This window comes from Kitasatospora sp. NBC_00315 (assembly GCF_041435095.1).
GTDB lineage: Bacteria > Actinomycetota > Actinomycetes > Streptomycetales > Streptomycetaceae > Kitasatospora.
In genome coordinates, this window is sequence record NZ_CP108025.1 from 2,931,187 (window position 1) to 2,957,327 (window position 26,141).

General features: G+C 73.3%; 18 protein-coding genes and 1 tRNA gene. 9 read left to right on the top strand and 10 right to left on the bottom strand.

The window, feature by feature from the left end; genetic code table 11:
* Position 1: 1 nt before the first annotated feature.
* The 4 genes from OG823_RS11710 to OG823_RS11725 form a co-directional block, all read right to left on the bottom strand.
* Positions 2–73, bottom strand: a tRNA-Gln gene (locus tag OG823_RS11710).
* Positions 74–283: 210 nt separating this feature from the next.
* Positions 284–1,795 carry a glutamate--tRNA ligase gene (gene gltX, locus OG823_RS11715; protein ID WP_371479415.1) on the bottom strand — a complete coding sequence of 504 codons (1,512 nt, stop codon included), beginning with the start codon at positions 1,793–1,795 and terminating at the stop codon, positions 284–286.
* Positions 1,788–2,588: a fumarylacetoacetate hydrolase family protein gene (locus OG823_RS11720; protein ID WP_371479416.1), complete on the bottom strand. Its 801-nt coding sequence runs from the start codon at positions 2,586–2,588 to the stop codon at positions 1,788–1,790. The genes gltX and OG823_RS11720 overlap by 8 nt, the downstream gene beginning before the upstream one ends.
* Before the next feature lie 314 nt (positions 2,589–2,902).
* On the bottom strand, positions 2,903–3,127 hold the full coding sequence (locus OG823_RS11725; protein WP_371479417.1) for a hypothetical protein: 225 nt from the start codon (positions 3,125–3,127) through the stop codon (positions 2,903–2,905).
* 712 nt (positions 3,128–3,839) lie between these two features.
* Here OG823_RS11725 and OG823_RS11730 point away from each other — a divergent pair.
* From OG823_RS11730 to OG823_RS11765, 8 genes are all read left to right on the top strand, one after another.
* Positions 3,840–7,523, top strand: coding sequence for a nitrate- and nitrite sensing domain-containing protein (locus OG823_RS11730; RefSeq protein ID WP_371479418.1), 3,684 nt, complete (start codon positions 3,840–3,842; stop codon positions 7,521–7,523).
* A gap of 10 nt (positions 7,524–7,533) precedes the next feature.
* The gene (locus tag OG823_RS11735) at positions 7,534–7,947 is read left to right on the top strand and encodes a roadblock/LC7 domain-containing protein (protein WP_073926031.1); all 414 of its coding nucleotides are present in this window, start codon (positions 7,534–7,536) and stop codon (positions 7,945–7,947) included.
* Positions 7,948–8,151: 204 nt separating this feature from the next.
* Complete coding sequence (locus OG823_RS11740) at positions 8,152–8,577, top strand: DUF742 domain-containing protein (protein WP_371479419.1); 426 nt, start codon at positions 8,152–8,154, stop codon at positions 8,575–8,577.
* Positions 8,558–9,142: an ATP/GTP-binding protein gene (locus tag OG823_RS11745; protein ID WP_371479421.1), complete on the top strand. Its 585-nt coding sequence runs from the start codon at positions 8,558–8,560 to the stop codon at positions 9,140–9,142. Before OG823_RS11740 ends, OG823_RS11745 begins: the two co-directional genes overlap by 20 nt.
* Before the next feature lie 350 nt (positions 9,143–9,492).
* A complete protein-coding gene (locus OG823_RS11750; protein WP_371479422.1) occupies positions 9,493–13,041 on the top strand; it encodes a nitrate- and nitrite sensing domain-containing protein in 3,549 nt (1,182 codons plus the stop codon).
* Positions 13,042–13,051: 10 nt separating this feature from the next.
* Complete coding sequence (locus OG823_RS11755) at positions 13,052–13,465, top strand: roadblock/LC7 domain-containing protein (RefSeq protein WP_073926031.1); 414 nt, start codon at positions 13,052–13,054, stop codon at positions 13,463–13,465.
* Between the two features lie 161 nt (positions 13,466–13,626).
* On the top strand, positions 13,627–14,316 hold the full coding sequence (locus tag OG823_RS11760; RefSeq protein ID WP_371479423.1) for a DUF742 domain-containing protein: 690 nt from the start codon (positions 13,627–13,629) through the stop codon (positions 14,314–14,316).
* Positions 14,297–14,881: an ATP/GTP-binding protein gene (locus tag OG823_RS11765; protein ID WP_371479424.1), complete on the top strand. Its 585-nt coding sequence runs from the start codon at positions 14,297–14,299 to the stop codon at positions 14,879–14,881. Before OG823_RS11760 ends, OG823_RS11765 begins: the two co-directional genes overlap by 20 nt.
* Positions 14,882–15,005: 124 nt before the next feature.
* Here OG823_RS11765 and cimA read toward each other — a convergent pair whose 3' ends face one another.
* The 4 genes from cimA to OG823_RS11785 all read right to left on the bottom strand — a co-directional run bounded on the left by cimA (position 15,006) and on the right by OG823_RS11785 (position 19,657).
* Complete coding sequence (cimA, locus tag OG823_RS11770) at positions 15,006–16,613, bottom strand: citramalate synthase (RefSeq protein ID WP_371479425.1); 1,608 nt, start codon at positions 16,611–16,613, stop codon at positions 15,006–15,008.
* Positions 16,614–17,050: 437 nt separating this feature from the next.
* The gene (locus tag OG823_RS11775) at positions 17,051–18,163 is read right to left on the bottom strand and encodes a branched-chain amino acid aminotransferase (RefSeq protein WP_371479426.1); all 1,113 of its coding nucleotides are present in this window, start codon (positions 18,161–18,163) and stop codon (positions 17,051–17,053) included.
* 180 nt (positions 18,164–18,343) lie between these two features.
* Positions 18,344–19,381 carry a 3-isopropylmalate dehydrogenase gene (locus OG823_RS11780; protein ID WP_371479427.1) on the bottom strand — a complete coding sequence of 346 codons (1,038 nt, stop codon included), beginning with the start codon at positions 19,379–19,381 and terminating at the stop codon, positions 18,344–18,346.
* Between the two features lie 120 nt (positions 19,382–19,501).
* Positions 19,502–19,657: a hypothetical protein gene (locus OG823_RS11785; RefSeq protein ID WP_371479428.1), complete on the bottom strand. Its 156-nt coding sequence runs from the start codon at positions 19,655–19,657 to the stop codon at positions 19,502–19,504.
* Between the two features lie 94 nt (positions 19,658–19,751).
* Between OG823_RS11785 and OG823_RS11790 the strand changes: the two genes are divergently transcribed.
* The gene (locus OG823_RS11790; protein WP_371479429.1) at positions 19,752–22,253 is read left to right on the top strand and encodes a YfhO family protein; all 2,502 of its coding nucleotides are present in this window, start codon (positions 19,752–19,754) and stop codon (positions 22,251–22,253) included.
* 78 nt (positions 22,254–22,331) lie between these two features.
* On the opposite strand, the gene OG823_RS11795 is transcribed toward OG823_RS11790, so the two are convergent.
* Together OG823_RS11795 and OG823_RS11800 are read right to left on the bottom strand one after the other, a co-directional pair.
* The gene (locus tag OG823_RS11795) at positions 22,332–25,676 is read right to left on the bottom strand and encodes a S8 family serine peptidase (protein ID WP_371479430.1); all 3,345 of its coding nucleotides are present in this window, start codon (positions 25,674–25,676) and stop codon (positions 22,332–22,334) included.
* Positions 25,677–25,912: 236 nt separating this feature from the next.
* Positions 25,913–26,080, bottom strand: a complete 168-nt coding sequence (locus OG823_RS11800) for a hypothetical protein (protein ID WP_371484756.1) — start codon at positions 26,078–26,080, stop codon at positions 25,913–25,915.
* Positions 26,081–26,141: the final 61 nt, after the last annotated feature.

Sequence of the window (26,141 nt, forward strand, 5' to 3'; positions counted from 1 at the left end):
GCTGGGGTACCAGGACTCGAACCTAGACTAAATGAACCAGAATCACTCGTGCTGCCAATTACACCATACCCCACCTGAGTTCAACCCCTACGGGGTCTTGCTCGGCGTTGCGCCCGCGGTGTGGTCCTGACGAGGTTTCTGGTCCCTCGCCGTTCCCTTCCGGGCGGCGCAGAAAGAACATTACCCGATGCCGGGCGCCGCTCCAAAATCGATAACCGCAGGCCGCGCGGGCGGGCTGCGGGCCCGGTCCTCTGACCAGGCCCGCAACCCGTCGTGGGGCGACTCAGGCCGCCGGGACGGCCTCCAGGGCCGCCGTCAGCCGGCGCAGCGTCTCGGCGCGGCCGAGCAGCTCCATCGACTCGAAGAGCGGCGGCGAGATCCGGCGGCCGGTGACGGCCACCCGCAGCGGCGTGAAGGCGAACTTGGGCTTGATGCCCAGGCCGTCCACCAGGGCCTCCCGCAGAGCGGCCTGGATCGGCTCGGGGGTGAAGTCCTCGAGCGCCTCCAGTGCCTTGATGCTGGCCTCCAGCACCGGACGGGCGTCCTGGCCGAGGACCTTGGCGGCGTCCTCCGGGTCCACCGCGAAGTCCGCCGGCGCCACGAAGAGGAAGCCCGCCATGGTGACGATCTCGCTGAGGACGACCATCCGCTCCTGGGTCAGCGGCGCCACCTTCGCCAGCAGGTCGAGCTGCTCGGCGCTCGGCTCGGCCGGCAGCAGGCCGGGGGCCTGCAGGTACGGGACCAGCCGGCGGACGAACTCGTCCGGGGCCAGTTCGCGCAGGTGGCGGGCGTTGATCGCCTCGCACTTCTTCAGGTCGAAACGCGCCGGGTTGGCGTTCACCTTCGCGATGTCGAAGGCCGCCACCAGCTCGTCCATCGAGAAGTGGTCGTCGTCCGCGGAGAGCGACCAGCCCAGCAGGGCAAGGTAGTTGAGCAGGCCCTCGGGCAGGAAGCCGCGCTCGCGATAGAGGTTGAGCGAGGCCTGCGGGTCGCGCTTGGAGAGCTTCTTGTTGCCCTCGCCCATCACGTACGGCAGGTGCCCGAAGCGCGGGGTGGAGCCGTCGCCGACGCCGATCCCGGCCAGCGCCGCGTACAGCGCGACCTGACGCGGGGTGGAGGAGAGCAGGTCCTCGCCGCGCAGCACGTGCGTGATGCCCATCAGGGCGTCGTCCACCGGGTTGACCAGGGTGTAGAGCGGCGCGCCGTTGGCCCGGACGATGCCGTAGTCCGGGACGTTCTCGGGCTCGAAGCTGAGCGTGCCGCGGACCAGGTCCTCGAAGACGACGGTGCTGTCGGGCATCCGGAAGCGCAGGATGGGCAGGCGCCCCTCCTGGCGGTAGACCGCGACCTGGTCGGCCGTCAGCTCGCGGCAGTGGCCGTCGTAGCCGGAGGGCTTGCCGGCGGCGCGGGCCGCCTCGCGGCGGGCGTCCAGCTCCTCGGTGCTGCAGAAGCACTCGTAGGCGTGGCCGGCCTCGTGCAGGCGGCGGGCGACGTCCGCGTAGACGTCCATCCGCTGCGACTGCCGGTACGGCTCGTGCGGGCCGCCGACCTCGGGGCCCTCGTCCCAGTCGAAGCCGAGCCAGCGCATCGCGTCGAGCAGCTGGTCGTAGGAGTCCTCGGAGTCGCGGGCCGCGTCGGTGTCCTCGATACGGAAGACCAGCGTGCCGCCGTGGTGGCGGGCGAAGGCCCAGTTGAACAGGGCGGTGCGGACCAGGCCGACGTGCGGGTTGCCGGTCGGGGACGGACAGAAGCGGACCCGGACGGTCGGGTCCGGATCCGCGGATGCGTTAGCCACGCTTGATCACCTTATTGGCGAGAGTGCCGATGCCTTCGATGGAGACGGCGACCTCGTCGCCGACGTTGATGGGGCCGACCCCCGCGGGGGTGCCCGTGAGGATGACGTCGCCCGGGAGCAGGGTCATGGCCTCGGAGATGTGGACGATCAGCTCGGCGATCGAGCGGACCATCAGGGAGGTCCGGCCGGCCTGCCGGAGCTCGCCGTTGACGGTGCAGGTGACCGCCAGGTCCGCCGGGTCGAGCTCGGTCTCGATCCACGGGCCGAGCGGGCAGGAGGTGTCGAAGCCCTTGGCCCGGGCCCACTGGCCCTCGCGCTGCTGCACGTCCCGGGCGGTCACGTCGTTGGCGCAGGTGTAGCCGAGGATCACCTCGGGCACCCGCTCCAGCGGCACCTCCCGGCACATCCGCCCGATCACCACGGCGAGTTCGGCCTCGTGCTGGACGTCCGAGGAGAACGGCGGGTACGCGATGTTCTCGGTCGGACCGATCACCGAGGTGGAGGGCTTGAAGAAGGTCAGCGGGACGTCGGGGACCTCGTGGCCGAGCTCGGCCGCGTGCGCCGCGTAGTTGCGTCCGACCGCGACGATCTTGTTCGGCAGCATCGGGGTGAGCAGTCGCACGTCCTGCATGCGGTAGCTCTCACCGGTCAGCTGAGGCGGGCCGAAGGGGTGTCCGGCCAGGGCGTGGACGACCAGGGAGTCGGGTTGGGAGGTGTCGCCCTCGACCACGCCGAAGGAGACGCTGCCGGCGGCAGGACTCCCTTCCCGGACGGAAAACCTGGCAATGCGCACGGCTGGGCTACCCCTCGCTTCGTCGGCCGCCCGGGGCGCGCCCGGGCGCTGGCGGGCCGCTCGACCTGACGCGGCCCCGCTCAATCGCCCCCAGGCTATCGCGTGAGCCCCCCGGTGCCCGCTTTGCCCCTTATGCGGGCACCTCACGGTCCGTCGGCCGGCGGTGGACCGCGAGAACCACCGGTCGGCCCGGAAGCCGCCGGAGGGCGCCGCCGCCGCGTCGTCCGCGGTGGCGACGCCCTCCGGGGCGTACGGGTGCTCCCGATGCGCGCCCGATGGGGCGTGCGGCCGGCGCTCGCGCGCCGTCGACTGCGTCAGACCCCCGGGGCCGCCACGACGGGGGCGACCATCAGGACCGTGCGGCGCGGATTGGCCGTGCTGGCCGGCAGGTCGGTGCCGTAGGTGGCGATGTCCTCGGGCTTGCGCGCACCCGGCAGCCGGGTGAAGTCCTGGACGGAGGCCAGCGTGGTCCGGCGCGGGTTCGCCGTCGAGCGGGCGACGAGCGTGGACTGGTTGGCGTTGTTCGCCGGCTGGGGCATTGCGACACACCTCGGGGTAAGGGCCGGCCCGGAGGCATCGACCGGGGGCTTCCTGGGCAAGCAGTGGACGAGCGGAACGTCGGCACCGTCCGGAGCCGCTCGGCAGGGCGACCACGCGGAACGGACACCGAACGGCGGACAGGGAGATCGGGCCCCGCTGCCGACAGAGCCAGATTAAGGATCTCTTTCCACAGTCGCCGTGACCAAAGCTACACATTGACCTGTGATTTTGCTCACAAATTGCCGAGCAATTCCCCCGGATCGGCCAAAATCGCCGCATTGGAATATTGCGACATATTTCCTATATCGGGCAAACAGGCAGCCAAGCGACTCTTGTTGATCTGTGGTCGGCTTGGCATGTATCCGGCGAGTGTCCGAAAAAGGCGGTATTCCGGTCCTGTTACCGCACAGTAAGTGAACCGTTGCGAGCACTGGGTAGTACCCGGTGAACCACCACAGCGCCCCTTGTTGGACTTCCCCCGCTGTGCTGGAATGCCACGGACCGTGGGAAAGGACCCGTCCACCCCGGTAGACCCGCTCTCCCGGACCGGCCGGGGTGCGGATGGAAACTCGACACCGTCCCAGGCCGCGGCAACGCGGCGGGACGCCCGGTCCAGAGGTTGCGACGCCAGTGCAGGGACGTTTCAAAAGGGGTAGCGGCGCCGCGGGCGACCCCGAGTCGCAAGAGCCCGCAGCAGCCCCCCACCAGGCAGTGCCCCAGGGCGGTCCGGGAGACCGGGCAGCCGGCGGCCAGACCGAACCGGGCGCTGCCGACACCATCGAGCAGGACGAACGGGCCTCCAAGCGGGCCAAGCTCCGCTCCACCCTGACCAGGCGCCGGGCCACCGGTATGAGCCGGCTCGCGATGCGCAACTGGCGCATCCGGACCCGTCTGATCGCGCTGCTGCTCCTGCCGGTGCTCGTGGCACTGGTCTTCGGCGGCCTGCGCATCCAGACCGCCATGCAGGCCTCCCAGCAGCTGTCCCAGATGGCCAACCTGAGCGACCTGGCCAAGAAGGCGACCAACCTCGCCGACGCCCTGCAGACCGAGCGCGACATCAGCGCCGGCCCGCGGACCCGCGGGGGTCAGGCGGACGACGAGGTCAACGCCTCGCGCAAGAACACCGACGACCTGAGCAAGATCTTCACCGCCTCCGCCGACAAGTTCGAGAACCTGGAACTCTCCGGCGGCAAGGCCCTGCTCCTGCAGGTCCGGCGTGACATCAACTCGGTCGCCGAGGCTCGCCGCGACGCCTACACGAACAACCAGAACATCCAGGCCACGATCACGTCCTACGACGTGATCATCAAGGACCTGCTCTCGATCACCCAGGACATCGCGCTCGCGTCCAACAACAGCGACCTGGTCCGCGCGACCCGCGCCCTCCAGCAGTTCTCGCTGGCGAAGGACATCACCTCGCAGCAGCGCGCGCTGATCAGCGCCGCCCTGGCCAACCCCGCCGGCCCGGACCTGAGCCTGAGCGACGAGTCCTTCGGTATCCGGCTGCGCGGCGCGTACGACAACGCCATCGGCAACTTCAACAGCATCTACACCGCGCACGACCTGGACGCCCAGCGCGCGCAGCTGAGCTTCAACCCGCTGATCGCCGACGCCGACCGCTACTCGCACTCGATCCTCCAGCAGAGCGGCATCCGGCAGAGCGAGGCCCGCAGCTACAAGGACTGGTACGAGGCCGCCAGCGCGAAGATCACCCAGCAGCGCCGGATCGAGAGCCGGCTGATCGAGAACCTCGACGGCAAGGCCCAGCAGCTGCAGTCCGCCGCCGACACCGAGGCCCTGATCACCGGTGGCCTGGTCGCGCTCGTGCTGCTCGTCGCCATCGCCGGTGCCGCGATGATCGCCCGCTCGATGGTGCGCTCGCTGACCCGTCTGCAGACCGCCGCCGAGGACGTCGCCGAGCGGCGTCTGCCCGAGCTGGTCAAGACGCTCTCCGAGAGCGACCCGCACGACGTCGACATCACCGTCGAGCCGGTCGGCGTCGACTCGACCGACGAGATCGGCCACGTGGCGCACGCGTTCGACATGGTGCACAGCGAGGCCGTCCGCCTCGCCGCCGAGCAGGCCCTCCTGCGAGGCAACATCAACGCGATGTTCACCAACCTGTCGCGCCGCAGCCAGGGCCTCATCCAGCGCCAGCTGTCGCTGATCTCCGAGCTGGAGAGCCGCGAGGCGGACCCCGACCAGCTCGCCAGCCTCTTCAAGCTCGACCACCTCGCGACCCGTATGCGCCGTAACGGCGAGAACCTCCTCGTCCTCGCGGGCGAGGACCCGGGCCGTCGCTGGACCAGGCCCGTCCCGCTGGTCGACGTGCTGCGCGCCGCCGCCTCCGAGGTGGAGCAGTACGAGCGCATCGAGCTGGCCTCCGTGCCGTCGGCCGAGGTCGCCGGCCGGGTCGTCAACGACCTCGTCCACCTGCTCGCCGAGCTGCTGGAGAACGCCACCTCGTTCTCCAGCCCGCAGACCCGCGTGCGGGTCACCGGTCACGCCCTGCCGGACGGCCGGGTGCTGATCGAGATCCACGACACCGGCATCGGCCTCAGCCCCGACGACCTCGCGGACATCAACGAGCGCCTCGCCAACCCTCCGGTGGTGGACGTCTCGGTCTCCCGCCGGATGGGCCTGTTCGTGGTCGGCCGGCTCTCCCTGCGGCACGGCATCCGGATCCAGCTGCGTCCCAGCGACTCCGGCGGCACCACCGCACTCGTCATGCTCCCGGTGGACGTCACCAACTCCGCCGACCGCCGCGGCGGTCGTCCCGGCGGCCCCGGCAAGCAGCCGCGCGGCGTCGGTCCGACCGCTCGCCAGCAGCGCCAGGTGCCCGGCCAGGGCCCGGCCGCCGCGCTCCCCCAGGGCCCCGGCGGCGGAGCTCCCGGCGGCGCCCCCGGCAGCCGTCCGCAGCTCGGCCAGGGTGGCCCCGGCGGCCGTCCCGGCGGCCCCGGCAACGGTCTGCCGACGCGTCAGGCCGGTCAGTCGCTTCGGGAGAACCCGCAGGCGGGCTCCTCCCAGGGCGGCCCGAACATGTTCGCCCAGTCGAGCGGCTCCGGCCGTCAGGCACCCGCTCCGCAGGGCGGCCCCGGCCGTCCCGGCCAGGCACTGCCCCGTCGCGGGCAGCAGCCCGAGCAGGGCGGGGCGCCGGCCGGCCGGCGTCCGGGCCAGGAGCGCCCGCGCCCCGGCGCGGAGTTCCCGGAGCAGGCCGGACGGCCGTCCGAGCAGTCGCAGCACGGCCGGGCCGACCAGCCCACCCGCGGCGGCCGCCCGGACGCCCCGCAGGACGGTCCCGCCCGCCGCCAGCCGCAGCAGCGGCCCGGCGGACAGAACCCCGACGCGGGGCAGGCCCTGCCGCAGCGTCCGCTGCCGCAGGGGGCCCAGGCCGCGCACGCGCCGGCCGAGCCCTCGCAGGCGGAGACCACCGCGCAGTTCGCCCGGCCGCGCTTCGAGGCCAGCGAGATCGACCCGCGCGACCCGCTCGGCCTCGGTCTGGTCGAGCCGGTGCTGCCGAGCGTGCCGAACCCGGCCCGTCCGGAGGCGGTGCGCCAGGAGCCCGTCCGCCAGGAGCAGTACCGGCCCGAGCCGATGGCCCTGCCGACCGCACCCTCCGGTGCGGGCGCCCAGGAGCGCGCCGCGGCTCCCGCGGCGGAGCAGGCCGACTCCCGCTGGTTCCGCGAGGACGGCCGCTCCGTCGCCGACCAGCAGGCCGGCGCCCGGGCGTCGTACCAGCCCCGGCGGCCCGGCACCAGCGCACCCGGCTTCGACGGCCGGCCCGAGGGGCAGAGCCAGTCGCCCTACCAGAGCCAGGGTCAGCCGCAGGGCCGTCCCCAGGGTCAGGGTCAGGGTCAGCCGCAGGGCCGTCCCCAGGGTCAGGGTCAGGGTCAGGGTCAGCCGCAGGGCCGTCCCCAGGGTCAGGGTCAGCCGCAGGGCCAGCCGCAGGGCCGTCCCCAGGGCCAGGGTCAGGGTCAGCCGCAGGGCCAGCCCGGCCAGGGCGACGCCCCGTGGCGGCCGTCCGCGAACGACGAGCGCTGGCGCCGTGCCGAGCAGCTCCGCGAGCCCTCGACCGACGGCATCACGATGTCGGGTCTGCCGCGGCGCACCCCGCAGGCCAATCTGGTCTCCGGCACGGCGGAGCAGGCTCCGCTGACCGGCCCGCAGGTCTCACGCGCCCCCGAGGAGGTCCGCGGCCGGCTCACCAACCTGCGCCGCGGCATCCAGCAGGGCCGCCGGGCCGGGGTCGAGCAGAGTGGCGGTCAGGGCAACCCTGCATCCCCGGGCCATGGTGCTCAGCAGGCCGGATTCGATAGTTTCGGATCTCGGGGGGACGGCAACGAGGCCGGCCGCAACGTGAGCTTCGGCAACGGCGCAGACCACCAGGAGCGTTGAGTTGAGTCAGATGAGCCAGGCCGCACAGAACCTGAACTGGCTGATCACCAATTTCGTGGACAACACCCCTGGGGTGTCCCACACAGTGGTGGTCTCCGCCGACGGGCTCCTGCTCGCCATGTCCGAAGGCTTCCCCCGCGACCGCGCCGACCAGCTCGCCGCCGTCGCGTCCGGCCTCACCTCCCTGACCTCCGGCGCCTCGCGCATCTTCGAGGGCGGGGAGGTCAACCAGACCGTCGTCGAGATGGAACGGGGATTCCTCTTCCTCATGGCCGTCAGCGACGGCTCCTCCCTCGCCGTCCTCGCCTCCCCCGACTCCGACATCGGCCTCGTCGGATACGAGATGGCCCTCCTCGTCGACCGCGCCGGCACCGTACTCACCCCCGCACTGCGCGCCGAACTCCAGGGCAGTCTCCTGCACTGACCAGGCGCACGGAGCGTCCCCCACCCCCGTGCACCGGACCGACGGGCACCCGATCCACCTCACCCACCTCCACGCCGGGCCCGACCGGGCCCGGCGCCCCACCCTCAGTCAGCGGCCGGTCCCTTCGGCCGCTGACATCGCCTCAGCCGGGTACCTCCCCGGCTGGAACCGGCTGCGGACGGCTGCAGCGCAAGGAGGACCCAGATGACCCCGCCCCCGACACCCGCCGGCTCGTACGGCTCCGGGTACGGCAGCGGCTACGGTGGCCAGCAGTCCGACGGCTACGAGCAGCAGCCACTGGTCCGTCCGTACGCGATGACCGGCGGCCGCACCCGGCCGCGGTACCAGCTCGCGATCGAGGCGCTGATCTCGACCACGCCGGCCGCCGAGCGCACGGGCGGGCTCCTGCCCGAGCACCAGCGGATCGTCGGGCTCTGCCGCGAGGTCAAGTCCGTCGCGGAGATCTCCGCACTCGCCGGTGTGCCGCTGGGGGTGGCCCGTATCCTCGTTGCCGACCTCGCCGAGGCCGGCCTTGTCGCCATCCACCAGCCCGCCGCCGCGGGCGAGTCGGGCGGAACGCCCGACGTCACGCTGCTCGAAAGGGTCCTCAGTGGACTTCGCAAGCTCTAACGCGGCCCCCGCGACCCGCGCCACCACCTCCGCGAAGATCGTGGTCGCGGGCGGCTTCGGCGTCGGCAAGACGACCCTCGTCGGCGCCGTCTCCGAGATCAACCCCCTGCGCACCGAAGCCGTCATGACCAGCGCCAGCGCCGGCATCGACGACCTCACCCACACCGCCGGCAAGACGACCACCACCGTCGCCATGGACTTCGGCCGAATCACCCTCGACGAAGACCTCATCCTCTACCTCTTCGGCACCCCCGGCCAGGACCGCTTCTGGTTCATGTGGGACGACCTCGTCCGCGGCGCCATCGGCGCCGTCGTCCTCGTCGACACCCGCCGCCTCGCCGACTGCTTCCCCGCCCTCGACTACTTCGAGAACAGCGGACTGCCCTTCGTCGTCGCACTCAACGGCTTCGAAGGACACCAGCCCCACACCCCCGACGAAGTCCGCGAAGCACTCCAACTGGGCCCCGACACCCCCGTCATCGCCCTCGACGCCCGCCGACGCGACAGCGCCAAAAGCGCCCTCATCACCCTCGTCGAACACGCCCTCCTCGCCCGACTCCGCTGACCACAGGCCCGCCCGTCCGCCCCTGCCGGCGGGCGGGCGGGCTGCTGCGCACGCGGTATAAGCAGTGGATAACGGTTCGGTAGGCATTTGGTGATCGACAATGACGTGCAGTAGCCGATCAACGTCACTCAGCGCCAGCAACAGGGCAGTTCGTACGGGGATGATGTCAAATGTCCGATCTGGGCGGCGTCAGGTGATCACTTGGACCTGTTTGTCCCACATCCCTGCACGTGCTGAAATTCCAGCTACCCCGAAGTCGGTTACGGCAGTTCCACCCAGCCAGCGGGCTGCTGCCAGGGGTAGCGCTGGATTGATCCATGGCCGCCAGTCGGCCGAGAGGTTGTTGTCGAGTGAGGCGTAAGCAGCCAGTCACCCCGCAGCGGCGCTCCGAGCCCCGCCAGAGCGAGCCGAACGGTACCGCCGCAGAACCCACCGGGTTCTCCGCGTTCACCCCGGCCGAGGAGCGGCCCGCGGTCGGCGCGAGCGGGCCTGCGGCACCGGGCGCGAGCGCCACGGGTGCGTCCGAGCGCAGAGCGGCGCCGAAGCCCGAGCCGGAGCCCGAGAGCCCCAAGGCGTCGAGCGGACGGTACGAGTTCCTCGCCCCGCGCAACTGGCGCGTGCCCACCCGCCTGGTCGCGATCCTGCTGATCCCGGTCATCATCGGCCTGGTCTTCGGCGGTCTGCGCGTCAACACGTCGATCGACGACTACGGCAAGGCCGACCGCGCGGTGCGCACCGCCGAGCTGGCTCGTGCGGCCACCAAGCTGGCCGACGCGCTGGAGAACGAGCGCGACCAGTCGCTGACCCCGCTGCTGATCCACCAGGACCCCAACGGGACCGTTCCCAAGCTCCGCGCGCTGACCGACGCCGCGCTCAAGGACTACCAGGCCGCGTACGCGAAGATCGCCGACGACGCCCTGCTGGCACACCGCAACGAGGCCTTCCAGAGCCTCGCCGTGTCGCTGCCGCACCTGCGCGACAACGCCTACAAGCCCGAGCTGTTCGCCACCGCGACCCAGGCCGCGTACTCGGCGCTGATCGCGCCGCTGATGGCGTACGACAACTCGGTCGGCTTCGGCAGCTCCAGCGTCACCAGCAAGGGCCGCGCGATCTACGCCATCTCGCTGGGCAAGGCCTCCGCCTCCACCCAGCGCGCGCTGATGCTGCACCTGCTGGTCGGCATCCAGGCCAACTCCACGACCCGGTACGAGAACAACGAGCTGATCCAGCAGCTGCTGGTCTCCGCCAAGCTCGAGCAGGTCTCGATCGCCGAGTTCAACACCGGCAGCGCCCCCGAGGACGCCAAGGTCTACGCCGACGCGCTGGTCGCCCAGGCCAACGCCGAGCAGCGGGCCGCCCTGCGGATGCCCAACGGCAGCGCGCCGACCGTGCCCGGTCTGCTCGCCATCGGCATGAGCTACAGCCAGGCCGCCGCCGAGGGCCAGAGCCGGGGCCGGGCCGCCGCCGACGCCGCGATCAAGGAGGCGGTGGACGCGGGCCTCACCCCGCAGAACTGGAACCAGGCCACCACCACCCACATGGCGAGCCTGCGCGCCACCGAGAACACCCTGCTGGACGAGGTCGTCGCCGACGCCGCGAACCTGAAGTCGCGCGCCAACACCGACGCCTGGCTGAACTCGATCATCGTGCTCGCCGCGCTCGCGCTGGCCGGTCTGCTGACCGGCTTCATCGCCCGCTCGATGATCCTCGGCATGCGCACCCTGAACAGCGCCGCGCTGGAGATCGCCAACCACCGCCTTCCCGAGCTGGTCGAGCGGCTCTCCAAGACCGACCCGGACCGGGTGGACACCTCCGTCTCCCCGATCCCGCTGCACGGCAAGGACGAGATCGGCGAGGTCGCCCGCGCCTTCGACCAGGTCCACCGGCAGGCGGTCTCGCTGGCCGCCGAGCAGGCACTGCTGCGAGGGAACGTCAACGCGATCTTCACCAACCTGTCGCGCCGCAGCCAGGGCCTCATCCAGCGCCAGCTGGCGCTGATCACGGACCTGGAGAACAACGAGGCCGACCCGGACCAGCTGGAGAACCTCTTCAAGCTGGACCACCTCGCGACCCGTATGCGCCGCAACGGTGAGAACCTGCTCGTCCTCGCGGGCGAGGAGGCCGGCCGCCGCTGGAACACCCCGGTGCCGCTGGTCGACGTGCTGCGCGCCGCCTCCTCCGAGGTGGAGCAGTACGAGCGCGTGGAGCTGGCCGGCATCCCCGAGGCCGAGGTCATCGGCGCCGCCGTGACCGACCTCGTCCACCTGCTCGCCGAGCTGCTGGAGAACGCCACCACGTTCTCCAGCCCGCAGACCCGGGTGCTGGTCAACGCCACCCGCCTGCCGGACGGCCGGGTGCTGGTCGAGATCCACGACAAGGGCATCGGCCTCACCGCCGAGGACTTCGCCGAGATCAACGAGAAGCTGGCCGAGCCGCCCACGGTCGACGCCACCATCTCCCGCCGGATGGGCCTGTTCGTGGTCGGCCGGCTCTCCCAGCGGCACGACGTCCGGGTCCAGCTGCGGCCCTCCGGCGAGTCGGCCGGCACCACCTCGCTGGTGATGCTGCCGCACCACCTGACCGAGATGAACGCCCCGGCGGAGCCGGAGGAGCAGTTCACCGTCTCCCGGATCTTCGCCGAGCAGGAGTCGGACCAGGACGAGTGGGCCCCGGGGCTCCAGGGCCCCGCCCGCAGCGCCGCCGAACTGGGCTTCGACGACCACCTGACCGGCTCCAGCGGCGCCAGCGGCTTCAGCCCGGCCCTGGAGGCCGTCCAGCGCTCGCAGCGGCTCGACCAGCAGCGCCGTGCCGCGCTGGAGGCCGGCCCCGGTTCCGCCGAACTGCTGGACGCCGAGATCGAGGAGACCCCCTACGGGGCCGGCCCCGACGACGAGTACCGGCAGCAGGACCAGGCCGCGCCCGCCTCGCCGTACGCGCCGGAGCCCTACCAGGGCGACCAGGGCTACGAGCAGGACCCGTACGGTCGTCCGCTGCAGGGCGGGCAGACCTTCGGCGAGGGCGGCTTCGGGGAGGGCGGGCAGTACACCGACGGGCAGTACGCCGAGGCCCCGTACGGCGACACCCAGTACTCCGACGCCCAGTACGGCGGGTACGACGACGGCCGGTACGTCGGCCAGCAGTACGCCGAGACCGGCTACGACGGCTACCAGGGCGACCAGTACGGCCGGGAGCAGTACTCCGAGTACGCGGACGACTCGTACCGCGGCAACGGCCTGCCGGTGCGCGAGGAGGCCCCCTCGGGCCACCCGTACCCGCCGGAGCAGCCCGCCGCACTGCCGCCGGGCGGGGACTCCCCGACGCTGTCCTCCGGGCTGCCGCAGCGCCGTCCGGGCCAGCAGCTGGCCGGCGGCGGGGCCCCCGGCCTCGGCGCCCGGGCCATCGGCGAGCAGGAGCCGGGCGACAAGCCCAACTGGTTCACCGGTGCCAAGGAGACGGCCGCCGTCCCCGAGCCGCGCGGTCACGAGGTGTCGGCGCTCGGCGGGTACGGGCCGACCGGCCCCACCGCCCAGCCGCAGGGCTCCCCGGGCTGGCAGTCGCCCAACGACGGCGACTGGCAGCGGGCCGAGCAGCTTCGCGAGCCGGCCGCGGGCGGCGTGACGCCCTCCGGGCTGCCGCGCCGGGTGCCCAAGCAGAACCTGGTCGCCGGCAACGCCAAGCCGACCCCGCAGGACGGCCCGCAGGTCTCGCGGACCCCCGAGGAGGTCCGCGGGCGGCTCACCAACCTGCGCCGCGGCGTGGAGCAGGGCCGCAGCGCCAGCAGCGGATCCGGGAACACCGGAAGCTTCCGGATCGACCCCGAACAGACCGACAGGTCCGGCGACGGACCGCAGAACCGCAGCACCGATCTCTTCGGCGGCTCGAACCACCAGGAGCGTTGAGTTGAGTCAGATGAGCCAGGCCGCACAGAACCTGAACTGGCTGATCACCAATTTCGTGGACAACACCCCCGGGGTGTCCCACACAGTGGTGGTCTCCGCCGACGGGCTCCTGCTCGCCATGTCCGAAGGCTTTCCCCGCGACCGCGCCGACCAGCTCGCCGCCGTCGCGTCCGGCCTCACCTCCCTGACCTCCGGCGCCTCGCGCATCTTCGAGGGCGGGGAGGTCAACCAGACCGTCGTCGAGATGGAACGGGGATTCCTCTTCCTCATGGCCGTCAGCGACGGCTCCTCCCTCGCCGTCCTCGCCTCCCCCGACTCCGACATCGGCCTCGTCGGATACGAGATGGCCCTCCTCGTCGACCGCGCCGGCACCGTACTCACCCCCGCACTGCGCGCCGAACTCCAGGGCAGTCTCCTGCACTGACGGACCGTCGGATACCGTCCTGGTATTCGAAGCACCTCTGCGCCCGTCCCGGGCCCGCGCTTCGCGGGCTCGGGTTCGGACGTTGTACGGCCTTCGCACCACCGGTCCCGGACTCGTCCGGGGCTCGCAACGCACCGCCGCACCTTGTGAGGAGAGGATCCGTGAACACGCCCGACGACCATAGCGGCCAGTACGGCGTTCCGTACCCAGGCACAGGCCACGACGCCTTCGGAGCCCCTGGCGTCGGCCACGGTCAGCAGTACGGCCGCCGGCAGCAGCAGTCCGGCCAGGAGTACGGCACCCGGCCGCAGTACGGCCAGCCGTCCTACCAGCAACAGCCGTACCAGCAGGATCAGTACGAGCAGCAGCAGCCGCAGTACGGCCAGGAGTACGGCGCCCGGCCGCAGTACGGCCAGCAGCCACCGTTCGAGCAGCACCCCGGCGCCTACCCCGCGCCCGAGGAGCCCGGCCGGGTGGAGGAGTACGAGGACTACGAGGACGACGAGGACTCCGGTCCGCTGATCCGTCCGTTCGCGATGACCGGCGGCCGCACCCGGCCCCGCTACGAACTCGCCCTGGAAGCACTGGTCTCCGCGAGCGTCGACCCGCAGCGCATGGCCACCCTGCTCCCCGAGCACCAGCGGATCTGCGCCCTGTGCACCGAGGTCAAGTCGGTCGCCGAGGTGTCCGCCCTGCTCTCACTGCCCCTGGGGGTGGCCCGCATTCTGGTGGCCGACCTCGCGGAGGCCGGCCTCGTGGCCATCCACCAGCCCGCTTCCGGCGGCGAATCCGGAAACCAGCCCGACGTCACGCTGCTCGAAAGGGTCCTCAGTGGACTTCGCAACCTCTAACGCGGCCCCCGCGACCCGCGCCACCACCTCCGCGAAGATCGTGGTCGCGGGCGGCTTCGGCGTCGGCAAGACGACCCTCGTCGGCGCCGTCTCCGAGATCAACCCCCTGCGCACCGAAGCCGTCATGACCAGCGCCAGCGCCGGCATCGACGACCTCACCCACACCGCCGGCAAGACGACCACCACCGTCGCCATGGACTTCGGCCGAATCACCCTCGACGAAGACCTCATCCTCTACCTCTTCGGCACCCCCGGCCAGGACCGCTTCTGGTTCATGTGGGACGACCTCGTCCGCGGCGCCATCGGCGCCGTCGTCCTCGTCGACACCCGCCGCCTCGCCGACTGCTTCCCCGCCCTCGACTACTTCGAGAACAGCGGACTGCCCTTCGTCGTCGCACTCAACGGCTTCGAAGGACACCAGCCCCACACCCCCGACGAAGTCCGCGAAGCACTCCAACTGGGCCCCGACACCCCCGTCATCGCCCTCGACGCCCGCCGACGCGACAGCGCCAAAAGCGCCCTCATCACCCTCGTCGAACACGCCCTCCTCGCCCGACTCCGCTGAGCCGGCCGCACCCGGGCGTTCCCCCACCGCCCCGTACCGGCGCGGGAGGAAGCAGCACGGCCCACGGACCGATCCGGTCCGTGGGCCGCTCGCTGACGCGCCGTCGTCCGACGCGCTCCGGTGGTCAGTCCTGCGGGTCGAGTCCCGCGCGGATCAGGCCGAAGGTGTAGGCGTCCTCCAGTGCGCGCCAGGACGAGGCGATCACGTTGTCCGCGACCCCGACCGTCGACCAGGACGCGGTCCCGTCGGTGGACTCGATCAGCACCCGGGTCTTGGAGCCCGTCCCGTGCTGGCCCTCCAGGATGCGCACCTTGTAGTCCACCAGCTCCATCTTGGCGAGCTGCGGGTAGATCCCCTCGAGCGCCGTACGCAGCGCCCGGTCCAGCGCGTCCACCGGACCGTTGCCCTCGCCGGTCGCGACCCGGCGCTCACCCTTGGCCCAGAGCTTCACGGTCGCCTCGTTGCCGGCGTTGCCGTCCGGCAGCTGCTCGCTGATGGTCCGCCAGGACTCCACCGTGAAGAACCGCTCCGGACCGCCGCGCACCTCGTCGCGCAGCAGCAGTTCGAAGGAGGCGTCGGCGGCCTCGTAGGTGAAGCCGAGGTTCTCCTGCTCCTTGACCTTGGCGACCACCCGGCCGACCAGGTCCCGGTCGGCGGAGAGGTCGTAGCCCAGCTCCTTGCCCTTGAGTTCGACCGAGGCCCGGCCGGCCATGTCGGAGACGAGCATCCGCATGGTGTTGCCGACCTGCTCGGGGTCGATGTGCTGGTAGAGGTCCGGATCCACCTTGATCGCCGAGGCGTGCAGCCCGGCCTTGTGCGCGAACGCCGAGACGCCGACGTACGGCTGGTGGGTGGACGGGGTCAGGTTCACCACCTCGGCGATGGCGTGCGAGATCCGGGTCATCTCGGCCAGCCGGCCCTCCGGCAGCACCCGCATGCCGTACTTGATCTCCAGGGCGGCCACCACCGGGAAGAGGTTGGCGTTGCCGACCCGCTCGCCGTAGCCGTTGGCGGTGCACTGCACGTGGGTCGCTCCGGCGTCCACCGCGGCCAGCGAGTTGGCCACCGCGCAGCCGGTGTCGTCCTGGGCGTGCATGCCGATCCGGGCACCGGTGGAGGCGATCACGTCGGCGACCACCTCGTGCACGCCCGCCGGCAGCATCCCGCCGTTGGTGTCGCAGAGCACCACCACGTCGGTGCCGGCCTCGTGCGCGGTCCGGACCACGGCGAGGGCGTACTCGCGGTTCGCCTTGTAGCCGTCGAAGAAGTGCTCGCAGTCGATGAACACCCGACGGCCCTGCGAGCGAAGGAACGTGACGCTGTCCCGGATCATCTCCAGGTTCTCGTCCAGCGTGGTGCGAAGGGCCAGCTCGACGTGGCGGTCGTGCGCCTTGGCGACCAGGGTGACCACCGGGGCGCCCGAGTTGACGAGGGCGGCCAGCTGGGGGTCGTCGGCGGCCTTGCCGCCGGCCCGGCGGGTGGCGCCGAAGGCGACCAGCTGCGCGTTCCGCAGGTCCAGCTCGGCGGCGGCGCGGGCGAAGAACTCGGTGTCCCGGGGGTTGGCGCCGGGCCAGCCGCCCTCGATGAAGCCGACGCCGAACTCGTCCAGGTACCGGGCAATGTTCAGCTTGTCGGCCACCGTGAGGTTGATCCCCTCGCGCTGCGCGCCGTCGCGCAGGGTGGTGTCGAAGACGTGGAAGCTGTCGTTGGGTTGGCTGCTGGCCTCGGTCATGGCCCTGGTCTCTCCGTTCGGGCTGGTCCCCTCCCGCCCGGAACGGGGCGGGAGGGGGACTGCTGTAGCCGGATGTATGACTCCACTGTCCAAGCATGCCCGCGCACCACCCGGAGGCCCGGACAGCCCGTGGTGGGGGCTCCGGCCGGTCCGGGTCCTGCTCCGCGGGCTGGAGGTGGGCCTGCGGGGCAAAACAAAAGACCCCTCGCGGGTGCGAGAGGTCTGCGCGCGGGTCTGGACGCCATGAGGGCTCCGCGAGAGGGTACTGCGGAGCGGTCACTGCGGACCGGCGCGCCTGCTGCTAATAATGAGCGCGAGCGAGGACACGTTCGCAGTCTGGCACAGCATCCGCGATACGGGTGCGGCGTCTCGCCATCCGGGACGGGCGTGGCCCGCGCCGGGTGCCCCGCCGCGGCGGGGCACCCGGGGGTGCCGGATCAGACGATCCTGTGCAGCCAGCCGTGGGTGTCGGGGGCCTGGCCGCCCTGGACCGCCAGCAGCGCACGGCGCAGCTCCAGCGTGATCGGGCCGGGCTCGCCGGCGCCGACCGCCCAGTCGGCTCGGGCCGACCTGACCGAACCGACCGGGGTGATGACGGCGGCGGTGCCGCAGGCGAAGACCTCGGTGAGGGTGCCGTCGGCGTTGCCCTGCTTCCACTCGTCGGTGGAGATCCGGCGCTCCTCGACGGCGTAGCCGAGATCGGCGGCCATCGCGAGCAGCGAGTCGCGGGTGATGCCCGGGAGGAGGGCGCCCGACAGCTCGGGGGTGACGATCTTCGCGTCCGCACCCTCGCCGAAGACGAAGTACAGGTTCATCCCGCCCATCTCCTCGATCCACCGGTGCTCGGCGGCGTCGAGCCAGACGACCTGGTCGCAGCCCTTCTCGGCGGCCTGGGCCTGGGCGATCAGCGAGGCGGCGTAGTTGCCGGCGCACTTCGCGGTGCCGGTGCCGCCGGGAGCCGCGCGGACGTACTCCTCGGAGAGCCAGACCGAGACCGGCTTGACGCCGCCGGGGAAGTAGGCGCCGGCCGGCGAGGCGATGATCATGAAGAGGTACTCGTTGGCGGGGCGGACACCCAGGCCGACCTCGGTGGCGAACATGAACGGCCGCAGGTACAGGCTCTGCTCGGGCTCGCTGGGGACCCACGCCTGGTCCTGCTGGACGAGCAGTTCGACGGCCTCGACGAAGGTCTCGACGGGCAGCTCGGGCATCGCCAGCCGGCGGGCGGAGGCCTGGAAGCGCTCGGCGTTGGCGGTCGGGCGGAAGGTCGCGATGGAGCCGTCGGCCTGCCGGTACGCCTTGAGGCCCTCGAAGATCGACTGGCCGTAGTGCAGGGTCATGTTCGCCGGGTCGATCTCCAGCGGCGCGTACGGGGTCAGCTGCGCGTCGTGCCAGCCCCGGCCCTCGGTCCAGCGGATGGTGACCATGTGGTCGGTGAAGACCCGACCGAAGCCGGGGTTGGCCAGCCTCGCCGTTCGCTCCGCGTCGGCCAGCGGGTGGGCGGAGGGCTTGAGGTCGAACGTGATGGGCGCCTGGGTGGGCGTGCTCATGGCTGTCTGTCCTTCACCGTGGGGTTGGTCCGGGCCCTGCCCGTCGGTGCTTCGGACTGATCGAACACACGACGGCACGGCCCACTGTTGATGGTCGCATCTAGAGGGCCGTGCCGAACAGCTGGCCCGGGTGCCGTCCGAATCGGACGTCGCCCGGGAGCTGGGAGGTACTCCGGCCCGTCAGCCGGATACTCGGGCGACGATCGCGTCGCCGACCTGCGAGGTGGAGCGGGCACCGGAGCGCTCGGCCAGGTCGGCGGCCACGGCGGCCTCGACCTTGGCGGCCTCGGCGGCGAAGCCGAGGTGCTCCAGCAGCATGGCGACCGACAGCACGGTGGCGGTCGGGTCGGCCTTGGCCTGGCCGGCGATGTCGGGGGCCGAGCCGTGGACCGGCTCGAACATCGACGGGAACTCGCCGGTCGGGTTGATGTTGCCGCTCGCCGCCAGGCCGATGCCACCGGTGACGGCGGCGGCCAGGTCGGTGAGGATGTCGCCGAAGAGGTTGTCGGTGACGATCACGTCGAAGCGCTCGGGCTGGGTGACGAAGAAGATCGTCGCGGCGTCGACGTGCAGGTAGTCGGTGGTGACCTCGGGGAACTCCTGGCCGACCTGGGCGAAGATCCGCGACCACAGGTGACCGGCGTGCACCAGCACGTTGTTCTTGTGGACCAGGGTCAGCTTCCTGCGCGGACGGGCGGCGGCGCGGCGGTAGGCGTCGCGGACCACGCGCTCGATGCCGTACGCGGTGTTGAGGCTGACCTCGGTGGCGACCTCGTGCTCGGTGCCGGTGCGCAGCGTGCCGCCGTTGCCGACGTACGGGCCCTCGGTGCCCTCGCGGATGACCACGAAGTCGATGGCGGGCTCGCCGGCCAGCGGGGACTTCACGCCGGGGAACAGCTTGCCCGGGCGGAGGTTGATGTGGTGGTCGAAGGCGAAGCGCAGCTTGAGCAGCAGCCCGCGCTCCAGCACGCCGGAGGGGACGCTCGGGTCGCCGATGGCGCCGAGCAGGATCGCGTCGAAGCCCTTGAGCTCCTCCAGCACGCTGTCCGGGAGGGTCTCCCCGGTGCGGTTGTAGCGGCGGGCACCGAGGTCGTACTCGGTGGCCTCCACCTTGACGTCCGCGGGGAGGGCGGCGCTGAGGACCTTGAGGCCTTCGGCCACCACTTCCTGGCCGATGCCGTCACCGGGGATCACTGCGAGACGAAGGCTACGAGACATGCAGGCGACCCTACTCCGGTGTCCAGGGAGTGACACCTGACGTCCACTATCCGGACGCACGTGTCGCCGACCGGCCCGGCGTCGGACCAGCTCGACGTCGACCGGGAACGGGCGGTCGAGCTAGAGCACCGTGTGGTGGATGCCCGCCACGCCGTACCCGCCGGTGGCCGGATCGAGCTCGTGCACGAGGACCACCGGGCGGCCGCCGTCGCTCTCCACCCGCCAGAAGTGCGGAATGCCGGCGACGGCGTACGTGCGGCGCCCGGGAGAAGCCACTCCGACGAGGGAGCGCATCGCGTTCACGCGCGCCCCCGCCACCTATGCTCGATTCGATCAGGCCGGGACATTCCTCGCAGAACGGACCCGTGCAGTGAGCGACAGCACCACCCGCCGCCGGGAGGCCGCCGCCGCAGGTTTTGCCGCCGCCGCCTCGGCGGGGGTGTACTGCCTGGCGACGGCGCTGCGCGGCGGGCAGCCGTTCGGCCCGCCGGTGCCCGGCCGGCTCACCGACGTGACGGTGCCGCTGCACGCGCACCTGTCGGACCTGCTGCACGGCGCCACCACCGGTGACCTGCTGTTCACCTGGAACAGCGGCTTCGGCGCGCCGTTCCTGCCGGACGTCCTGACCGGGCTGGGCAACCCCTTCTCCTGGCCGGCCGCACTCCTCCCGGCCTCCTGCGCCGCCGTCTCCGTACTGGTGGCCGGCCTGCTGACCATCGCCCTGGCGGCCGCCCTGATGACGTACGCGCTGGGCCGGTTGCACCCCGGCCCGGCGCCGCTGCGGGCACTGCTGGCGATCGGCTACGGGCTCTGCGCCTGGGTGCCCGCCGAGGGCGCGGCAAACCCGGTGCGGCTCTGGGGCCTGGTCTCGCTGCCCCTGCTGCTGCTGGCCGGCGACTGGTGTCTGCACGAGCGGCGCTGGGCCCCGGGCACCCTCTGCGTCGCGGCCGCGTGGAGCCTCAGTACTCACACCGCCGCGATGGCCACCCTCGCGGCCGGACTGGTCCTGCTGATCAGGCTGGTGGCCGCAGGGCCGGCCCTGCCCGGGCGCACCGGGCGGGCCCGGGTGCGGGTGATCGGCCGGGCGGTGACCATGGCCGCGGTCGGCGTGCTGGCCGCCTCACCGGTGCTGTTCGTGCTGGTGACGGCCGTCCGGGACGCCCAGCCGGCACTGCTCGGCCCCGAGGCCACCCCCGGTCCGGTGGCCGAGCTGGCGCGGCTGCTGCCGGGCAGTCCCCCGCGCCCCCCGCTGCCGGCCGTCGCGGTCGGCGTACCGGCCCTGCTGCTCGCCGCGAGCCTGCCGTTCAACCGGCGGGTGCGGGCCCGCGAGCGGGTCGCCTGGTGCACCCTGCCGGCGGTGGCCGGGGTGAGCCTGGTGTGGAAGCCGGAGGTCTTGATCTGGCACGGCCCGGCGCTGCCGGTCGGCGGGCCGGCCCGGGTGGCCTTCGTGCTCGGCGGTCTGCTGGTGGCGGCGGCCTGGGTCTCGCTCTCGCACCGGCCGCGGCCGCCCGCCCTGCTCGGCGGCGCCTGCCTGGTGCTGCTGCTCGCGCTGTCCGCGGGCAGCGAGGACGCCCTGGGCACCGCGGGCCGGCTGTGGCTCGCCGGGGGCGGCGCGCTGGTGCTGGCCGCCCTGTGGGCGCTGGAGCGGCTGCACACCCGGCGCCGGGCGAGCGCCCTGGTGACGGCGGCGCTGGCCTGCGTGGTGCTGGGCGGCGCCCTGCGGTCGCTGGACGCGGAGGCCGGGCCGACCGGCACCGGTCCGGACCGGGCGGCCGCGCAGGCCGCGGCCCGCCGGGCGGTGCGGGCGGCCGCCGACTGGCCCCGCTCCCGATCGGATCCGGGCCCGCACGCGTTCACCGCCAACGACCCGCTGCTGCTCGACGGCGAGGGCGGCGGGTACGCCTCGGACACGCTGCCCGCCGCCACCGCCGAGGCGCTGCACGGCCTCGGCGCCGGCTGGACGCTCGGCGGACGACGCACCTTCAGCCCCGAGGACCCGGTGGGCCGGGCCCTGTTCGCGGTCGGCGGCCGTCTGGACGACGGGCCGCCCCCGGACGGCTTCACCCCTCGGCGGGCGCCCGCCCCACCGCTGGTCACCGTCCACCCGGCCGGGCCGCCCGACACCTCGACCGTGTGGTCCCGGCGGGAGGCCCTGCTCGGCGGGTCCGTCTACGACGTGCCGGTCCTGGCCCCGGCCGGCGGGCCCGCGGCGCAGCCGCACGGGAGCAGCGGCTGGTCCGTCCCCGCCACCCCGGCGGGGGCTGCCGCCACGACGCTGGCCGGGAGCTGCACGCCCGGCAGTACGGCGTACTTCCACGGCCTCTGGTTCAACGGCACCGTGACGGGCCTGGGCACCACCTACGCGGTGGGCGGTTCGCAGCCGGCCACCGCGGGCGCCGTGCACCTGCTCGGCACCGTGCCGGCCGACGGGCGGGTCGAGGTGCTGCTGCGGACCGCCGCCACCGGCCAGATCCCGGCCCGCCCGGTCGGCTGTCTGCGGGCCGCCGACCTCGCCGCCGCGCTGGCCCGGCTGACCGCGACCGGAGCGCGGACGATCACCGCGGGCGGCCACGGCCTCGCCGCGGTGCTGCCGGCCGGCAGCACCGGAACCGCCGTCCTGTCCGTCCCGGCCGTCCGGGGCTGGGTCTGCTCGGCCGGCGGCGGCCGGTACGCGCCGGCGGAGCCGTACCTCGGCCTGGTCTCCGTCCCGCTGGGGGCGGGCGCCGACCGCGTGTCGTGCTCGTACCGGGTGCCGGGGCTGGCCGCCGGGGCGGTGCTGGGCCTGGCAGCGGTCGGGGTGATCGCCCTGGTGGCGGTCACCCACTGGCCCCGGCGCCGGCCGGCCCGTCGGGTACGGGCGACCGGAGGGTGACGGCGGCCCCCGGACGGACGGCCGGCCCGCCCGGCACCCGGTCGGGTGTCGGACGGGCCGGCCGTCGGAGCGGGCGGATCAGCCGAGCGTGACGATCTGCGCCCGCCGGCCGTCCGGGTTGAGGTGGTGGAGCAGCAGCAGCCGGGTCGGGTCGCCGTCCGCCCGTCGGACCTCCAGGACGCCGCTCGGACGCTCCGGCGCGAGGACGGCGGCCGGACCGCCGAGTCCGCTGCGGACGTCCAGCGCGGGGTGCAGCACGTCGAACGCGATGGTCGGACGTTCGCCGTCCAGGCCGATGGTGGAGAGCGCGCCGGCCACCTTGGGCAGCCCGGGCTCGGCCAGGCCCGTCCACAGTCCGTAGTGGATCACCGAGGCGCCCTCCCGGATCCCGGGCAGCGCCGAGAGCCGGACCGGCAGGACGACGCTGTCGCTGTCCAGCAGGTCGGTGTCGGTGTCGCCCCAGCGGGCGTTGAGCGGCTGGACGTCCAGCTCCTTGCCGGTGCGGGCGTCCAGCGTCCGGGCCACCAGGACGTCGCTGCCCGGCAGACGGTCGGCCGAGACGACGGCGTCGGTGGTGCCGTCGCCGTCGGTGTCGAGATCGGCCCGTACGGCGAACACGCCGACCGGCGTGACCACGGGTGCCCAGAGGTTCGCGGCGAGATAGAGCACGGGCCCCGCGGAGCCGGCCGGCGCGTCCGTCGCGGCGCCGACCGCGCGCAGGTCGGCGCCGCGGTCACCGGGGCGGTCCACGCAGAGGGCCTCGGCGGGCAGCTCCGGGGTGCAGTCCGGCCAGCGCTCGCCCTCGCCGCCCAGCGCGAACGCGCTGACCAGGCCGCCGCCCGGGGTGGGGGCGGCGGAGCCGCCGAGCGCCAGCAGGGTGGCGGAGCGGGCGATCCTGGCCCGGACGGTGGCGGCGATGTCGGAGGCGGGCCGGGGCGCGGCGTGCAGCGGCACCCGCAGCTCCGGCGGGGCGGCGGCGCCGGTGGCCGTGCCCTCCGGGGTGAGCAGCAGCAGGCCGGAGAGCTCGCCGCGGTAGCTGCGGGCGTGCCCGGCCTGCTCGGTGTCGGTGGTCGGGTCGGGTGCCCGGTCGAGCTCGCCGGGCACCGCGAGCGTGACGCTCACCCGCGCGGCGCCGCCGGCCGGGACGGTGATCCGCGCCGGGGCGGCCGTGAAGCCGGCGCCGGGCAGCTCGGTCGCGCCGCGGTAGCCGGTGCGGTAGGTGAGCGGCGCGGCGGAGAAGTTGCGGACCTCGACCTCACGGGTGAGCGTCAGCGGGCCGGTGACCGGCACCGGGCCGAAGGAGACCCCGACCGCGCCCTCGACGGCGCCCTCCCCCGCCGCGTAGGCGACGGCGGGCGTGGCGACCGCGAGATCGACCCGGGCGCGACCGGCCCCGGTGCGCTCCGGCCCGTACGCCGGACCGCTGCGGTCGTCACCCGGGAAGGTGTCGGCGCCGGTGTTCATCAGCGCCGCCTTGACCTGTTCCACGCTCCGGTCCGGGTGCGCGGCGCGGACCAGTGCGACCAGGCCGGCCACGTGCGGCGCGGCCATCGACGTGCCGCTCTCCCGCATGCCGTCGGAGCCGGTACCGGCCTTGGCGGACCAGATGGTCTCGCCGGGCGCCGCGAGGTCGGGCTTGACCACGCCGGGCACGCCGATGCCGCGTGAGGTGAAGTCGGTGAGCGTGTCGGTGCGTTGCGGCTGTTCCTGCGGGACGACGCCGTGCAGGGCGTTGCCCGGGGTGGCGAGCTGGACCCGGACCGGACCGGCCGCCACCGCGTCGAGGAGCCTGCGGCCGTCGGCGCGGGCCAGCAGCACGGCCGGGATCCGGTCGTTGCCGGAGATCTCGGCCAGGTGGTCGTCCACGGCGGCGTACAGGGCGCCGATCGCTCCGGCGTCCGCCGCGTGGTCGGCGCGGGGGCCGGATCCGCAGGCCCGCTCGGACTCCTTGGTCTGCCAGGTCAGCAGCGCGATCCTGCCGTCGAGCCGTGCCCGGTCGGCCGGGCTGAAGGCGGCGCAGCCGTCCTGCTGGTCGGCGGGCACCGCGAGTTCGCCGGAGACGTCCTGGACGGACCAGCCCCGGTAGCGCGAGCTCCAGTGCGCGGGAAGGACGCCGGCCAGCGCGGCGGGGGCGAGCACCCGCAGGCCGTCCGCGTCGCTGTGCGGGTCCACCGAGGCGGCGACGGTGATCGCGCGGGGGGCGCTGCCGGGGCTGCCGCCGATGCCGTAGACGTCGCCCTCGTTGCCGGCCGAGGCGACCACCGCGGTGCCGAGTGCGGAGAGGTGGTCGGCGGCGAGGGAGTCGGCGTCGTCGGTGTTGCCGAAGCGGCTGCCGAGCGAGAGGTTGACCACGTCCAGGCGGTCGGAGAGGTCGCCGTCGCCGTTCGGGTCGGCCGCCAGGTCCAGGGCCCGGGCGAGCAGGTCGGTGGAGCCGTCGCAGCCGAACACCCGGATCGCGTACAGCTGGGCGCCGGGCGCCGCGCCCGGGCCGACCCGGAAGGCGGCCGGGTCCAGGCCCGGACGGTAGGGGCCGGTGTACGGGTGGCCGTCGGCGCTCACGCCGAGGCCGGCCGCCGTGCCGGCCACGTGGGTGCCGTGGCCGTTGAGCGCGCAGTCGATCGGGTTGGCGTCCGGGTGCGGGTCCGGTTGGAAGTGCGGGGACGCCGGGTCGGGGTTGTAGTCGTCGCCGACCAGGTCCGTGCCGCCGCTCACCTTGGCGTTCGGGAAGAGGTTCGCCGGCGCGGGTTTCGCGCCGTCGACGGCCTTGAAGGCCTGCTCGGTGCCGGGACCGCCGAAGTCCGCGTGGGTGTAGTCGATGCCGCTGTCGATGATGCCGATCCGGGTGCCCCGGCCGGTGTCGGGCGCGGCCGCGCCCTCGCCGCCGGCCGCGCCCGACCACACCTCGGGCGCGCCGGTGAGCGGGACGGAGTAGGAGTTGTCACGCTCCTTGCGGACGATCGGGTGCACCGCCCGGACCCCGGGCAGCGCCCGCAACGCGGGCAGCGCGGCGGCCGGCACGGTGACCGCGAGGCCGGTGAGCAGTGCCTGGGTGCGGTAGAGCTCGTGGACGGCGGGGGCGGCCCGGTGGACCGAGCGGGCCAGCGCGTCCAACGCGCCGACCGCAACGCGGCGCTGCCGGGCGCCGGCCTCGGCGGCCTCCCGGCGGATCTCCTCGGGGGTGCGCAGGGCGCGCCCGGCCGCGGCGCCGGCGCGGCGCCAGGCCGGGGCCGCGGCCTCGGTGCCGAGCTCCAGCAGCACGGTGACGGACCGGCCGGTCGCACCCCGGACGGGTCCGGGCGCGCCGCTGCCCGCGCCGGTGGCGGGACCGGCGCCCAGCGCGAGCGGCCCGGCCACCAGGGCGAGCGCGGTGGCGACTCTGAGGCCGACACCGCGGAGCGGACGGCGGACGGATTGCTTGAGCACGGGGCCCTCTCCCCCGGTGGGGATGGACCGATCCGCACGTGTTCCGCTGACGGCCGCACCGCGCGGCCGTCGATCGCCCCTCCGAGAGGCTTCAAATTACGATCATCGCGCCACTTCGGGCGAGCAACTTCCCTCGTACGGGGAGTACTTGCACTCTTGGGAGTGACGTGGCGTCAGGCCATCCGGGGGAAGGAGCGCCACCGGCGGACACCGCCCGCCGGTGGCCCGGGGCGGACCTAGCCGAGGTGGCCGGTCACGCCGCCGTTGTCACGCAGGTCGAGCGCCCGCTGGAGGGCGGCGGCCGCCCGGGGGTTGGGCTCGGCCCGGCGTCGGCGGCGCGGCGCGGGCGCGGCCGGGGCGGCACGGTGGTCACGGTGGGTGAGCAGATCTGCGACGGGGGGCATACCGGGCTCCTCGGTTCAGTGCACACACGGGTGCTGAGGGTGGGGAGGTGGGTACGCCGGG

Bases quoted from the DNA above. Each gene is read 5' to 3' on its own strand.
- OG823_RS11725 (WP_371479417.1), bottom strand. From the start codon at position 3,127: ATGCCCCAGCCGGCGAACAACGCCAACCAGTCCACGCTCGTCGCCCGC.
- OG823_RS11735 (WP_073926031.1), top strand. From the start codon at position 7,534: ATGAGCCAGGCCGCACAGAACCTGAACTGGCTGATCACCAATTTCGTG.
- OG823_RS11740 (WP_371479419.1), top strand. From the start codon at position 8,152: ATGACCCCGCCCCCGACACCCGCCGGCTCGTACGGCTCCGGGTACGGC.
- OG823_RS11755 (WP_073926031.1), top strand. From the start codon at position 13,052: ATGAGCCAGGCCGCACAGAACCTGAACTGGCTGATCACCAATTTCGTG.
- cimA (WP_371479425.1), bottom strand. From the start codon at position 16,613: ATGACCGAGGCCAGCAGCCAACCCAACGACAGCTTCCACGTCTTCGAC.
- OG823_RS11775 (WP_371479426.1), bottom strand. From the start codon at position 18,163: ATGAGCACGCCCACCCAGGCGCCCATCACGTTCGACCTCAAGCCCTCC.
- OG823_RS11780 (WP_371479427.1), bottom strand. From the start codon at position 19,381: ATGTCTCGTAGCCTTCGTCTCGCAGTGATCCCCGGTGACGGCATCGGC.
- OG823_RS11800 (WP_371484756.1), bottom strand. From the start codon at position 26,080: ATGCCCCCCGTCGCAGATCTGCTCACCCACCGTGACCACCGTGCCGCC.